This window comes from Streptomyces sp. NPDC033131 (genome assembly GCF_055578365.1).
On record NZ_JBVIPA010000046.1, the window covers coordinates 46875 to 60864 of the forward strand.

Consider the following 13990-nt stretch of genomic DNA (forward strand, 5'->3'; position numbering starts at 1 on the left):
CCCTCGCTACTTGGACGGCGAAGGATTCCAGCAAGGTTCCCAGGACGGGGCGCAGTACGGACCTACCGCACCCTACTCACCGAGCGACACCGCCATCGAGCGGTACCGGCACCACCCCGGTCGACGGCCCGACCGCCCGGCGACCGCACTCACCGGCGCCAGTGACCCCCCGGACACCCTCGACCAGGCGCGTCTGGTCGAGGGCGCCCACACCCACCGCTGAACCACTTTCGAACCCTTCCGACGAGGGATGAAGCCAGTGATGCTTGCCGCGCCCGTGCCGACCATCTCCCATCATTCGCTCCTGGTTTTTCTTCTCCAACTCGCGTTCCTGCTGCTGCTCGCGCTCGTCCTGGGACGCCTCGCAGTGCGCTTGCGCATGCCCGCCGTCGTGGGGGAGCTGTGCGCGGGCACACTCGTCGGCCCGTCGGTGCTGCAGCACGTGCTGCCCGGCTTCTCCGACTGGTTGCTGCCGCAGCAGCCCGAGCAGATGCACATGCTCGACGCGACCGGCCAGCTCGGCGTGCTGCTCCTTGTCGGAGTCACCGGCGCCGAGCTGAAGTTCGACCTTGTCCGCAAGCGCGGGATCACCGCGGCCCGGGTCAGTATCGCCGGACTGCTGCTGCCGCTCGGCCTCGGCATCGCTCTCGGCTTCGCGTTGCGCGACGTCCTCCTACCGGACGGCGTCGACGCGACCGTCTTCGCGTTCTTCCTCGGTGTGGCGATGTGCGTCACCGCCATCCCGGTGATCGCCAAGACGCTGCTGGACATGAAGCTCCTGCACCGGGACATCGGCCAACTCATCCTGGCCGCCGGGGTCGTGGACGACGTCGTGGGCTGGTTCCTGCTGTCCGTCGTCTCAGCGATGGCCACCGCAGGACTGACCACGGGCGTCGTCGCGACCTCCGTGCTCTCCCCGGTCGCCGTCGTGCTCTTCGCCCTGTTGATCGGCCGCCCGCTGGTGGCCGCCGCACTGCGCCTGGCGGGGCGGGCGGAGGGACCCGGTCCGACCATCCTCACCGTTGTGGTTCTGGTCCTGTTCGGCGCGGCGGCCACCCAGGCCATGAAACTGGAGGCGGTCTTCGGCGCCTTCGTCTCCGGCGCGCTGATCGGCACCAGCAAGGGGTTGGACAGGGAGAAGCTGGAGCCGCTGCGGACCACCGTGCTGTTTTTCCTCGCCCCGCTGTTCTTCGCCACCGCCGGTCTGCGGATGGACCTCACCGCCCTGCGCCGTCCCGATGTCCTCGCTGCGGCCTGCGCGGTACTCACCGTCGCCATCGCCGGCAAGTTCTCGGGTGCCTTCCTCGGGGCCAGACTCAGCAGGCTCAACCGATGGGAGGCTCTGGCCCTCGGGGCGGGCATGAACGCCCGCGGAGTCGTCGAGGTGGTCGTGGCGATGACTGGCCTGCGCCTCGGTGTCCTGGACACGGAGACCTACACCATCATCGTCCTCGTCGCGATCGTGACCTCCCTGATGGCACCGCCGATTCTCCGAGTCGCCATGGCCCGCGGCGAGGAACTCGCCCAGACGGAACTCGGCCTGGACGACCGGCACTCCGGTGTCACGGACTCTGGCCGGCGGGTCCGAGCGATCCGGCTGGACGAACAGTGAACCGCTCCGGGACCGGTCGGCGGTGGCCCGGCGTTGGTGTTCGCCAACTTCGCCACCGAGGCCGCCACCGCGGCCGACGGCGGCCACTGGTTGCTGCATGAGCGACCCGAAGGCCGGCAGTTGGCCTTCGACTGCAGTGTCGCCTCGGCACGCGCAGAGATCGGAACCCGTGTCGCCGACCTGGCAGCCGAAGGTGGATGACACCAGAGCGCTGTGCCCGCCTGGACGATGACACCCGCCGCATCCTCGCCGGCCGTACCCTGGCCGCCGCTGTGACTCCTCCGCCCCGGCGCCCTGCAGCGCGTCATCAACCTCTCCGCAGGACTGGGCGGCTGGTGCGAAGTCATCCGGGCCGTTCTCGGCGTCTGCCTCGACCGTCGACGTCGACGTCTCCGAAGACGCATGTGCGACGGTGACATCCTCGTTCTCGTCTCCACAGGCGCTCCTTGGATCACACCACCAGGAGGAACCAGTGTCATACTCGCAAATGTTCACCCCTGAGGAGAAGCTCGCCGACGCGAAGAAGCTGTTGAGCCTCCCGCGTATCGTCGTGATCTGCGGCTCCACCCGCTTCATGACCGAGATGACCGAGTCCGATCTGCGGGAGACCAAAGCCGGGAAGATTGTCGTCAAACCGGGCTGTGACATGAAGTCGCCGCACGAACTTTGGTCCGATCCTGTCGAGGCCGAGGCGCTAAAGGTTCGACTCGACGATCTGCACCGGGCGAAGATCCGGCTAGCTGATGAGGTGCTCGTAGTCGGCGACTACATCGGAGAGAGCGCCCGGGCCGAAATCGCCTACGCTCGGTCGCTGGGCAAGCCCGTGCGGTTCACGCACCCCGAAGTCGACCCAGACGCCTGACCGCCCGGTGCCACCTCGGCAACCACGGCCAGCAGCCCGCCGCCTGACCGTCTCGCGGTGGCTTCGGCCGCCGCCCACCCCACACCCTCCGCAGGCATCCCCTGAAATTGATCATCTAGGCGCTGTTTCTCGGATCATGTGCGGAGCCAGGCCAGGCGCGGCGCGGACGCACACCCGTCATCCGGGTGCGGGGACGTTCCCAGCGCCGGTTCTCCATCGCCGCTCTGGCCTGCTACAAGGAGGGCGAACGCACCTGAACGTGCACCGGGATGCCTGGCTGCGGGCGTTCATCGACTCCCACGACTGGATCAGCTGCCATTTCCTGCCGGCCTACGCGCCTCACCTCAACCCTGTCGAGGGCATCTGGTCACTGCTGAGACGTAGCAGCCAGGCCAACACCGCCTTCACCGACCCGACCACCTGATGCGCGCCCTCAGACAGGGCCTTCGCCAGATCCAGTACCGCAGCAACCTGATCGATGGAGGCCTCGTCGGAACCGGCCTCACCTTGACGACACCACGCCAACAAAGTCAGTAACTGCCGCAGGCGCTCACCGGTGGTCTCCACGGTGACGTGGACCCGTCGGGTTCCAGACCTGAGCGCCGCAGCCGTCGGCCTCGTCCCCCCGGCTGTTTTCTCGCACCATCGCCATGAGACGCCGCATCGACCGCTTGTTGCCGGCCAGAATGTGCTCACGTAGAGCGGCCTCCGCCCGTCCTCGGTGACCGGCGCGCCACCAGAACTCGAAGAGCGCCGTGCGCTCACCCGCCGACGACCTGACCTGCCCCACCCTCGCCACACCACAACCAACGAGCCAGGACCATCTAAGTCACCGGCATTGGTCCCTAGAGCCGGTCCAGCCGTTCGTACAGTGCCCGCAGCGTACGGGCCCGGTCCCTGACCCGCTGTCAGTGACTCAGGCTGCTGGCAGCTTCGCGGCGCCAATTTCACGCTGCCGGTGCCGGGCATGCTCGGGCCGGTCGGCAGGCCAGAGCCGGATGGTCCCGTCACATCCACCTGACACCAAGGCAGTTCCTTCTGCGGTCTTCCACGGCAGCAAGGTGACCATGACACCGTGTCCGTACACGCCCTCAGTATGGCCCTGCAGTGGCGGCCCCACCGGTGCGAGCGTCGCCGGATCCCACACCGTGATCTCGCCACCCCAGAAGGTGGACTGGGCGATCAGGTCCCCACCGGGATGTTGGAGAGTCGCCAGGTCACTCGTCCCCGACTGCCGGACATCGGGCAGTTCACCCACGAGCCGACCGCTCTCCGCCTCCCACAAGCGCACTACATCGGTGTTCTGATTGCCGGCAGCGATCATCGGCTGCCGGTCGGGGCCATACAGTGCGGTCAAAGCAAGGACACGGTCGCCGGCCGGCACGGCCTCACCGATCTGGGTCCCTGTCGCCACGTCCCAGCGCCGCACGGTGTTGTCCATGCCGCCGGAGACGATCACTGGTTGCCGCAGCCCCGGCACGAGAGCCAGGCTGTCCACGCCGGAAGTATGCCCCGACAACACTCGGCCCGCCGATGCACGGTCGCTCAAGTCCCACAGGCGTACGGTGCCGTCGAAGCTCGCCGAGGCAAGCAGTGGTCTCCCGTCGGCTCCGTTGAGCGCCAGCAACCCGGTCACGCCCTCGGTATGGCCGGCCAATTCATCGACAAGCCGTCCCGTCGCTGGGTCGTAGAGCCGGATCACTTCACGGCCCTCGGATGCGGACCGAGCCGTGGTGGCCACGACCGGCTCACCAGTGGGTCCCTTCGTCACAGCAAGCGACCAGTCATTGGGAGCGTCGATTGCGCCTGTTTCCTCACCCGATTGCAGATTCCACAGCCGCAGCTTCGACTCTCCCTCATGAGCGGCCACCACCGTGTCGCTGTCGGGCAGGCGCTGCAACGCGCGGACACTGCCCGTCCGCCGCTTCAGCGCGGATGCCAGAGACTCGTCGAGATCGACGACCGACGCCTCACCGGTCCACTCGACGGCTGTCCCGGCCACCCGTTCTCCTGTGGCGGGATCCCACAGCCCCGCGAATTCCCCCTCGCTCGTCCCGCAGGACAACAGCTCCCGCCCCTTTCCGTCTCTTACGACGGCCAGCTCATCCGGAACCCAGCCGGCCAGAACGGGCAGTGGCGGACCAACGGGGGCAAGGGTCCGCTCGTCCCACAGACGCACCGTGCCGTCGGACAACAACGTGGCCACCACAGAGGTGTCGTCCGCCCGCCTTACCCGGCACGCACGCCCACGGAGCGCCCCATGCGTTCCCTTGAAAACACGCTGCCTGCGGGTTGGTATGAACTCCTGCATGATCAGATCATCTGGCATGACTGCACTTTCTCTTCGGGTGGTCCTGCTCGGCTGTGCTGTGAGGGTGTCTGGTGAGCTGTGGTGAGTCAGCAGGAGGTGGTTGCATGTGGGTTGCCTTTGATGATCTGCGCCTTCATGGGTGGGCTCGGTGTGGAACGCCGTGAAGGCTCCCGCCCGCCTCTGACACACCGCGTCGTACGGCTCGATGCTGAACAGCTCGATCCACGCGGGCACTGGTCGACCGTCCTCCGCCAACCGTCCTGTTGTCAGGGGATCGGCGAGCCCGCCGCAAGGGGCCGGGGATTCTTCGGCCGCCCGGCTCGACGCAGCTGGGCCTCGTCGGCGTGCAATCCTGATCTGCGGATGGTCACAGGCCCACCCCGCTGGTTTGTCTTCTTCCCGACCGTGCCCCCAGAGGAACGGAAGTCTCGATCGTCGCGGGTCACTTTCGACGGTTCAACGAGCTCGACCTCGAGTGACGTCGGCGGCAAGGCCCATGCCGCTGAGGACTTGGGATCCGGACGCGCAGGATGCGGTGTTGTACCTGTGCGGAAACGGATATGTGGAACGTCGTGTCGGCGGGTGCGGCGCTGTGATGTTCTCTTCCGGTGCAGGGGAGCGGGCGTGGTGGCGCGCCGGCTCGGCCCGCGGTTTCCTATGGCAGGCCGATCTCTATCCCCTCTACCGGCACGGCACAGCACAGCAATACCTCAACCGGCGCAGTCGGGAGCAACGGTTCGATGACCGAGGCGCACTCGCCCCGGACAACGGCACGACATGATCCGCACACGCCTGCCCGGCAACTGGAAGCGGGACGTAGTCCCTGGGCTTCGCTGAGGTCGAGCAGGGTGCCGTCTTCCGGTGTCCACTGTGCTGCCGCTCCGCCCGCCCAGCGGACCTCAAATGGCCCACTCTTTGGGGCGGCATGCTGGGTCAGGTCGATGGCACGTGGCGAGTAGAACGGATCGGAGCGGATCGCGGTTCTGGGAACTCCGTGACGCAGTGCCAGAGCTCGCATGGACGAGGTGAAGGACTCGGGACCACACAGGTAGACGGCTGCCTTGGGAGCTCGGCTGAGGAGGCCGGCGACGAAGGTCTCGTCCGGGCGGCCACTGGTCGCACCGGCTGGGGTCGGAGTCTGCGCAGTCAGGAAAAGGTGGAGCTCGGATGCGGAAAGTTCGGCGACCGCGTCGACGAGTTCCTCCCAGTGGGGTATGCGTGGCTGGTGCCTGTCGATGTGCACCACCTTCACCGGCCTCTACTGCTGGCGTCGGCCAGCGCACGAGTGATCGCTAGTGCTGGCGTAATGCCTATTCCCGCGGTGAGGATGACGACGGGGGACTCGTCTGCTGGATCGAGCGCGGCTTCGCCGTGGGGGCCACTGATCAAAATTTCGTCGCCCGGCTCTTGCGCGCACAGCCAGGGAGAGAAGCGGCCGACCGCTTCTCGCTTGACAGTGATGCGAGTGATGCCGTCGCGGTGGGCGGAGATCGTGTAGTTGCGCCAGTCCGGTGCGGGCACGGTTCGGTGTATGCGGACATGCTGGCCTGCGACCGTGTGGTTGAGGGTGCCGTGTTGGTCCTCCAGGTCGATCGGCCAGGCCTCGTCGGCTGTTTTCTGTACAGCGACGACGCGAGCAGGGCGCGGCTTCTTGGCGGCATCGTGCACGGAACCGAGGAACAGGCGTCTCACGTCGTAGGTGTCTCCAGGTATTGCCTGGACCTGGTCGCCCAGGGCCGCGGTTCCGGGATTCACGACGCGGGCGTAGAGCCCGCAGTGCGTATGGCCGAAGTGGGCGGCCAGGGTCCCTGGCACGTTGGCTTCGAACATCCCGCTCTGTGGGTCTGCGCTAGGCCGCGTATCGAGTCGTGATCATCGGGTGGTTCTGGTGAGGTCTTTGATCCAGATCATCGAGGCGTGCAGGTGGAGACTGGCGAGGTAGCTGTCGGGAGTCTTGTCGTATCGGGTGTCTCACCGTCCCAGTTCTGGCTTCCTGGTACGTCACGCTCTGGGGCGGGTGAGGCACGTGGAGCCGACGTGAGCCGACCGGTGCACTGATGTCCGGGCGGGGACTCATGGGGCATGGCCCGGCACCCGGCTCAGGTTCCGGGGAGGATACGGCGCGTTTCGTAGGCCCACATCGCGATCTCGACCCGGTTGCGGGCGCCGAGTTTGGCCATCAGGCTGGCCAGATGCGTCTTCACCGTGCTGAGGCTGATGTGCAGTGCATCGGCGATCTCGGTGTTGGTCAGCCCGCGAGCGACGGCGAGGAGCACCTGCTCCTCGCGGGCGGTGACGGGGGAGACCGGCTGGGCCACGGGCCGGCCGGCGGGCAGGTCCGCGAATGTCTGGAGCAGACGGACGGTGACGCTGGGGGCAATGAGCGCCGCACCGTCGGACGCCGACCGTACGGCCTGCGCCAGAAGGTCTGGTCCCGTGTCTTTGAGGAGGAATCCGCGGGCGCCGGCACGCAGTGAGCCGTAGACGTACTCGTCGAGGTCGAAGGTGGTGATGACGACCACGGCCAGCGGGTCGGCGACGCCAGGGCCGGCGACCAGCCGGGTGGCCTCGAGCCCGTCGAGTACGGGCATGCGGATGTCGAACAGGCAGACGTCGGGGCGTAGGTAGCGGGCCAGACGTACGGCTTCCCGCCCGTCGGCGGCCTCGCCGACCACCTCGATGCCGGGCTGGGCGTTCAGCATGATCCGCAGCCCGGTGCGGATGATGGTCTGGTCGTCAGCGACGAGGACGCGGATGGGCACCGCTCTCGCTCCTCGCTCTCGGCAGTTCGGCTTCGACATGCCAGCCCTGGTCGGCGCCGGGGCCGGCTTGTAGTTTGCCGCCGAGCAGGGTCGCGCGCTCGCGCAGTCCGGTAAGTCCGTATCCGGCACGGCCTCGGCCGGTGCGGTGGCCGTTGTCGCGCACGCTCACCCGTACCGTGTGCCGTTCCGCGGCGACCCGAACGACGAGCTCGGTCGCGTTGACCGCATGGCGCAGCGCGTTGGTCACCGACTCCTGCACGATCCGGTAGACGGCCGCGTCCACGGCCGGGGGCAGCGTCTCCAGTTCGCCGTCGAGCCCCAGGTCGACCCTGAGGCGACCACCCGGGGTGCGCACCAGGCGCTCCAGATCCGCGACTCCGGCAGGCGGCGCCAGCTCGGCGCCGACCCCGCGGTCGCGCAGCGCGGCGACCATGGCGCGCATTTCCTCCAGCGTGCGCGCCCCTTCCTCCTCGACCCCCTCCAGCGCCTCGACGGCGGCGGACGGGTCGGCGCCCGCGAGCACCCGGCCCGCCTGGGCGATGATCACCATGGCCGACACGTGGTGGGCCACCGTGTCGTGCAGTTCCCGGGCGAGCTGCTCGCGCTCGCGGGAGCGCACCTGCTCCAACTGCCGCTCGCGAGCGGTCACCCAGAACCGCACGGCAGCCCCGACCACACCGGGCAGCAGCAGGAAGACGAAGCCCACGACATTTTCGACGACCGGGGTCTCGTCCGTGACGGAACACAGCGCGCTGGCCGCGAGGATCACCGCGCCGCCCAGCACAATCTCGCGTCCCGATCCCCACCGGAGCAGCGCGTACACCAGCACGAGCACGACCGCGCCGGTGTCCAGGCCGACGGGCTCGCCTGGTGCGGCGACGAGCGAGGCCACCTGAAGCAGGATCACCGAGCCGAACGCCAGCGTCACCATCGCCAGCGGGCGGGTCCGGCGCCACAGGGGCAGCAGGCACAGCCATACGGCGAACACCACCGCCACCGGCCGCCACACGACGTTCTCGCGCAGGGTGGCCTCCAGCGCCACACCGGCAAGGCCCGCGGCGAGCAGCGCCCAGTCCCGCCGCACCCGGGCGGGCGCGTCGGGCGGCCGGGGTTCGGTCCACAGGGTTCGCAGGTCGTCTCGGAGCACGGTTCTCAGCCTAGGGACCGCGGCGGGCCGCGCATCGGCCGAAAGGACGGGTCGTCACTCCACCCCGGGGCCGACGGATCCGCGGCCCGCGGGCCGATGCCGCGGAGCGCCGTGGCGACGAGCCTCGGCATCGGCGGCCGTACAAGGACGGCCGACGAGGTGGTTGGAGGACCCGATGCTCTCGAAAGCCCTGTTGCGCCTGGGCGCAAGCGCCGCCCGCCATCCCTGGCGGGTGATCGCGGCATGGCTGATCGCCGCCACGCTCGCCGTCCTCGCCGCCATCGCCTTCGGCGGGCGGACCGCGGACTCGATGACCGCTCCGGGACTGGACTCCCAACGGGCCGCGGAACTGATCGAGCGGGTCGGCACCGGCCAGGAGGGGATGACCGCCCAAGTGGTCGTCACCCCCCTCGACGGCGCTGCGACGTTCTTCGACCACGACAGCGCGCGCACCGCTCTCACGCGGCTGCAGACCGAGGTGAAACGGCTGCCGCACGTGCTCGGCACGAGCGACCCGGCGGGGGCACTCGACGCACGCGGGGACACCACCGTGCGCGGCGGCCTTGTCTCGGCCGACGGGCGGATCGCAGTCGTCCGGGTGCAGTACCCCGACCAGAGCCGACTGTCGGCCAAAGACCTCGACGCCCTCGTCGAACTCGGCGACCGACTGCGCGCCGAGCTACCCCTGCGCATCGAGATGGGCGGGAACCTCTTCTACGCCTTCTCCGACCCCGACGGCGGCGCAAGCGAGCTGATCGGCCTCCTCGCCGCGGCCGCGATCCTGTTCCTGGCGTTCGGTTCGCTCGTCGCCGCCGCGCTGCCGATCGGCATGGCGGTCTTCGGACTGACCGTCGGGGTCGCCACGATGACGGTACTGGCGGGGGTCACGGACGTCCCCACCTTCGCACCGGTCCTGGGCAGCATGGTCGGGCTCGGAGTGGGCATCGACTACGCGCTGTTCGTGCTCGCCAGGCACCGGGAGTACCTCGCGTGCGGGCTCGATCCGCAGGCGGCGGCCGGGCGAGCGGTGGCAACGGCGGGGCGGCCGGTGGTCTTCGCCGGCGGCACCGTCGTCGTGTCGATCCTCGGCCTGGCGGTCGCGAACGTGCCGTTCATGACGGTGGGCGGGGTTGCCGTCTCGATCGTCGTCCTGACGATGGTGCTCGCGTCGGTGACGCTGCTGCCGGCCTTCCTCGGCGCGGCGGGCCCGCGCCTGGCCCGGGCCGGCCGGATCGGCCGGGCTCTGCAGACCAGGAAGCCGGCCCGACTCGCAGGGCGGCGGGACCCGGCGGCAGGCGCCGCCCACGCCGCCGGGTGGCGTCGTTGGATCGGGCACGTCAGCCGGCACCCGGTGCCGTACGCGGTCGGCGCTGCGGCGCTGCTGCTGACCGCGACGCTGCCCGTGCTCGGCCTGCGCGTCGGCCTGCCCGACGACGGCTCACTGCCCCACAGCCGTACCGAGCGCCGGGCCTACGACCTCGTCGCCGAGGGATTCGGCCCGGGCACCAACGGTCCCCTCGTCATCGCCGCGGACCCCGCCCGTGATCCGGGAGTGCTGGACCGACTCGTCGCAACGGTCGCGGCGGATCCGGGCATCGCATCCGTCGCGCCGACGCACATCGATCGGGCCACCGGCATCGCGACCCTCGTGGTGTTCCCGACCACCAGCCCTCAGGACAAGGCCACGGCCGACACCATCGCCCGGCTGCGCACCGACGTGCTGCCCACGGCGATCGGGCACGGCCCGGCCAGGGCCCACGTCGGCGGCGCCGCCGCGAGCCTGTCCGACGTGGGCCAACGCACCAGCCAACGCCTGCCGGTGATCGTCGCCGCCGTGCTGGCGATGTCGTTCCTGCTGCTGATGCTGGTCTTCCGCTCGATACTCGTACCGCTCAAGGCGGTACTGCTGAATCTGCTGAGCATCGGCGCGGCCTACGGCATCATGGTCGCGGTCTTCCAGTGGGGCTGGGGAGGCGCACTCATCGGGCTGGAAGCGACGGTTCCGATCGTGTCGTTCATCCCGACGTTTCTCTTCGCCATCCTGTTCGGCCTGTCGATGGACTACGAGGTGTTCCTCCTCTCCCGCGTACGCGAGGAGTACCTGCGCACCGGCGACAACGTCACGGCGATCGTTGAGGGCGTCTCGGGCACCGCCCGGATCATCACCTCGGCCGCCCTCATCATGGTGGCGGTCTTCTTGTCCTTCGCCGTCGCCGAGGACCCCTCCACCAAAATGTTCGGGCTCGGCCTGGCCACCGCGATCTTCATCGACGCCACGGTCGTACGCATGGTGCTGGTACCGGCGACCATGACACTCCTCGGCCGGACCAACTGGTGGCTGCCAAAGCGGCTAGACGGGATGCTTCCCCGCGGCCCGGTCGGCATCGACGACACCGACGCGGAATCCACGGGTGAGGCCCCGCGTCCACGGCTGGTTGACCGTTGACTCAACTCCTGCCCGCCCCTTGGCGTCCGGCACCTCAACGCGTCACCCAGGGACATATCGAGTCGTGATCATCGGGTGGTCCTGGTGAGGTCCTTGATCCAGATCATCGAGGCGCGCAGGTGGAGACCGGCGAGGTAGCTATCGGGAGTCTTGTCGTACCGGGTGGCGATGCCCCGCCATGCTTTGAGCTTGTTGATCGGGCGTTCGACGGTATTCCGCTCCTTGTAGAGATCGGCGTCGTGGCTGACGGGTCGGCCACCTCTGGAGCCCTTCTCCTTCCGGTTGGCGGCCTGGTCCTTCTTCTCCGGGATGACCGTCTTGATACGGCGTTGCGCAGGTGGGCGCGGTTTCCGCGGGACGAGTACGCCTTGTCCCCGGCGACCGCGTCCGGCCGGATGCGGGGTCGGCCGACGGGCCCGCGTACCCGTACCTTCTTCAGGACGGGGATGAGCTGCGGGCTGTCCGGTGCCTGGCCTGTGGTCAGGATGAACGCCAGCGGGCGGCACTTGCGGTCGGCGGCGAGGTGGACCTTGCTGGTCTGCCCGCCTCTGGACGTCCGAGGAGGGCGGCCTTCAGCCGGAGTTTCCGCCGACGCCAGATGCGTCGTCGTTCTTCCAGCGCGGGATCACTTTCGGTATCTTGCCCGTTTTGCTCTTCGAGGCCGCCCCCTTTGATCTGGCCTTCTCCTCCTCGGCCGCGGCTTCTCCAGGGCGGTGACGACGTCCTCGTCGAGGTGCATCCCGGCCGCGTCGTGGTGGGCTCGGGCGGTGGTGGAGTCGATGCTGACCAGGGACAGGTCCACCTCACCCCGCTTCGCGGCTTCCGTGATCAGGCCCTCCAGAAAGGCCTCGAAGACGTCGGCGTCACGCCACTGCCGAAAGCGGTTGTGGACGGTCGACCAGGCGCCGAACTCCGTCGGCATCTCCCGCCACTGCCCGCCCGTCTTGAACCGCCAGATCACGCCCTCGAACTGCTGCCGCAGTCGCTCGGGGTACGGGCCGTACTCGCCGATCGGCAGGTACGCCTCGATGAACTCCAAATCCGGATCGGTCAGTTGAACTCGCGTCACGTAAGACCGTCTATCGGACCGGACCGTGCCACGAAGGCACATCCCGCAAATTGATCACTACTCGATACGCGCCCTAGAAGGCCGCCCACGCGACCTGATTTCGAGTCGGTGAGATCGGCGGCCGGAAGCTGGGGCCAGTACTGGCCGTATCCGTCGCCGATCTCATGGCCGAACCCGGACTCCGGGGAGTGCTGGCCGGGTTCGGTGAAGTCCGTGGGGGTGTCTGGAATTGCCGGTGAATATCTCGGTGCGGTCGCGGACCTGGCAGCTGGTCTGGGTCTGCGCCGTCTGGGACGGGTCGCCGAGGACGACCAGCGTTGCGGCGGCCACCACGCCGCTCAGCGCACACAGCCGAGTCCCGGGACACCCCGCGGCGTCCAGCGCCTTGTCCAGGGTCAGTACCGTGTGCCCCGGTGGGTGCTTCCTCGCAGTCGACGGCGTGGATGACGCCCCGGCCGGGACCACGGCCGCCATCCAGCTGGCCACGTCCCCTGGCTGCGCCGTGAGAACTACGGATTCGGCTCACATGCTGCGGCGATGGCATGCAACGGGGAGACCGCCATGACCCGCACGACGTGTACGTCCCCGGGGCTCCTCATCGCAGCGGTCAGAAATGCCCGCAGGTTCGGCCGCCCATCTGGGCCGCGCCGTCGGGCACCGCGCTACGCCTCCTGCTCATGTGGGTCACGTACAGATCCGATGTTCAGGAGCTGGGACAGCAAGTTGGCACGGCACAGCAGCGGTAGGACCACCTCGCACATGACGTCGACGGGTTCCCCGGCAAGGTGCCCGCTCCCGGTGGCCTTCTTTCCCTGCCTTCGCGAGCGCACGGGGAAGCCGTCAGACTCGTGAGGACGTACAGCCATCCCACGTGCCTCCTCCAAGAGATGAGCCCTGCTCTTACCCACCGAGGCGGGGCCCATGGGCGGGCCCGCTCGACAGGTGGCGGGTATCTGCCGCTGCGACAGACGCTATCCGAGGGAAGACAGCCGACACTTCCCAAGGGTTGTGCCGCCTCGACGCACCGGGCTTGGTTCACGGGAAAGCAACCTGCGGTGGACGCATTCCTGGGCCATAGTCGCGACCGCGGCCCTGATCACCGCCAGCCTGGGCAGAATGTGGCAGGTGCCGAGACGGCGCAGTCTGCGGCGGCCAGCTCGCCACCGGCCAGCCCCTGAGACCGTTCCTCCACCGGAAACGGGATCTGGCGCAGCAGGTGAAGGCTGTGACGTGACGAGTGACCGCCGGGACGGTTCACGGATGCTCGGCGGACTGCCCTGCCGGTTCCTGTCTGTCCACGCTGACCAGCCCGGCCTCGTAGGCGGCGATGACGGCCTGGACGCGGTCACGCAGTTGGAGCTTGGCGAGGATGCGGGAACCGGTCTGGCCGGCGGTGCCCTGGGCGTTCCGCTCGGCGTCACCCTGCACGGCTGGGTCATCCCCGCGATGGCGACAGCGCCGGCCTCGAGCTTCCCGACTCCGTGCTCGCGGTCTACTCCGCAGCCGAACTGGCCCTGCTGGTCCTGGGCGGCCTGCTCATCGCCGTCCTGGGCGCGCTGCTGCCCGCGAGCTGGGCCGCCAGGGTCCGCACCGCCACCGCCCTGCGGACCGAATAGGAAGATGGAAGACACCGCGAGCTGCTGCTGTGGATGCGCGGCGCCCCTGGTGCCGTATCGCCGCACTAGCTGTTCTGTCTCGGGAGGTTGTGGACAGGTGAGTCAGATCTCGGCTGGGGGATCTTGAACGGGTGAGGGCCTTTCGGGTTCGGTGTGGATTGCGAC

At 68.7% G+C, this 13990-nt stretch carries 11 protein-coding genes and 2 pseudogenes; 6 read left to right on the forward strand and 7 right to left on the reverse strand.

What is annotated here, in order from left to right; translation table 11 throughout:
• Positions 1-10: 10 nt before the first annotated feature.
• The 4 genes and pseudogenes from ACZ5XS_RS38490 to ACZ5XS_RS38505 all read left to right on the forward strand — a co-directional run.
• Positions 11-223: a hypothetical protein gene (locus ACZ5XS_RS38490; RefSeq protein WP_468659409.1), complete on the forward strand. Its 213-nt coding sequence runs from the start codon at positions 11-13 to the stop codon at positions 221-223.
• A gap of 39 nt (positions 224-262) precedes the next feature.
• Positions 263-1612 carry a cation:proton antiporter gene (locus ACZ5XS_RS38495; protein ID WP_468659411.1) on the forward strand — a complete coding sequence of 450 codons (1350 nt, stop codon included), beginning with the start codon at positions 263-265 and terminating at the stop codon, positions 1610-1612.
• 487 nt (positions 1613-2099) lie between these two features.
• Positions 2100-2474: a hypothetical protein gene (locus ACZ5XS_RS38500; RefSeq protein ID WP_468659413.1), complete on the forward strand. Its 375-nt coding sequence runs from the start codon at positions 2100-2102 to the stop codon at positions 2472-2474.
• A gap of 155 nt (positions 2475-2629) precedes the next feature.
• Positions 2630-3011 (forward strand): annotated as a pseudogene (locus ACZ5XS_RS38505) (transposase); the annotation flags it as partial.
• A 379-nt stretch (positions 3012-3390) separates the two neighbouring features.
• Here ACZ5XS_RS38505 and ACZ5XS_RS38510 read toward each other — a convergent pair.
• From ACZ5XS_RS38510 to ACZ5XS_RS38530, 5 genes are all read right to left on the reverse strand, one after another.
• Positions 3391-4803, reverse strand: a complete 1413-nt coding sequence (locus ACZ5XS_RS38510) for a WD40 repeat domain-containing protein (protein ID WP_468659415.1) — start codon at positions 4801-4803, stop codon at positions 3391-3393.
• A 637-nt stretch (positions 4804-5440) separates the two neighbouring features.
• Positions 5441-5803 (reverse strand): 2Fe-2S iron-sulfur cluster-binding protein, encoded by a 363-nt coding sequence (locus ACZ5XS_RS38515; protein WP_468659431.1) that lies wholly within the window; start codon positions 5801-5803, stop codon positions 5441-5443.
• A 230-nt stretch (positions 5804-6033) separates the two neighbouring features.
• Entirely contained in the window at positions 6034-6615 is a 582-nt protein-coding gene (locus tag ACZ5XS_RS38520) for a ferredoxin--NADP reductase (RefSeq protein WP_468659417.1), read from the reverse strand.
• Positions 6616-6884: 269 nt separating this feature from the next.
• The gene (locus ACZ5XS_RS38525) at positions 6885-7547 is read right to left on the reverse strand and encodes a response regulator (protein WP_468659419.1); all 663 of its coding nucleotides are present in this window, start codon (positions 7545-7547) and stop codon (positions 6885-6887) included.
• Positions 7522-8694 (reverse strand): sensor histidine kinase, encoded by a 1173-nt coding sequence (locus ACZ5XS_RS38530; RefSeq protein WP_468659421.1) that lies wholly within the window; start codon positions 8692-8694, stop codon positions 7522-7524. The genes ACZ5XS_RS38525 and ACZ5XS_RS38530 overlap by 26 nt, the downstream gene beginning before the upstream one ends.
• A gap of 175 nt (positions 8695-8869) precedes the next feature.
• Between ACZ5XS_RS38530 and ACZ5XS_RS38535 the strand changes: the two genes are divergently transcribed.
• On the forward strand, positions 8870-11140 hold the full coding sequence (locus ACZ5XS_RS38535; RefSeq protein WP_468659423.1) for an MMPL family transporter: 2271 nt from the start codon (positions 8870-8872) through the stop codon (positions 11138-11140).
• A 68-nt stretch (positions 11141-11208) separates the two neighbouring features.
• Here ACZ5XS_RS38535 and ACZ5XS_RS38540 read toward each other — a convergent pair.
• Positions 11209-12209: pseudogene (locus ACZ5XS_RS38540) on the reverse strand (IS5 family transposase).
• A gap of 1254 nt (positions 12210-13463) precedes the next feature.
• On the reverse strand, positions 13464-13637 hold the full coding sequence (locus ACZ5XS_RS38545) for a hypothetical protein (protein ID WP_468659425.1): 174 nt from the start codon (positions 13635-13637) through the stop codon (positions 13464-13466).
• A gap of 53 nt (positions 13638-13690) precedes the next feature.
• Here ACZ5XS_RS38545 and ACZ5XS_RS38550 point away from each other — a divergent pair, with 53 nt between their 5' ends.
• Complete coding sequence (locus ACZ5XS_RS38550) at positions 13691-13825, forward strand: hypothetical protein (RefSeq protein WP_468659427.1); 135 nt, start codon at positions 13691-13693, stop codon at positions 13823-13825.
• Positions 13826-13990 lie beyond the last annotated feature (165 nt).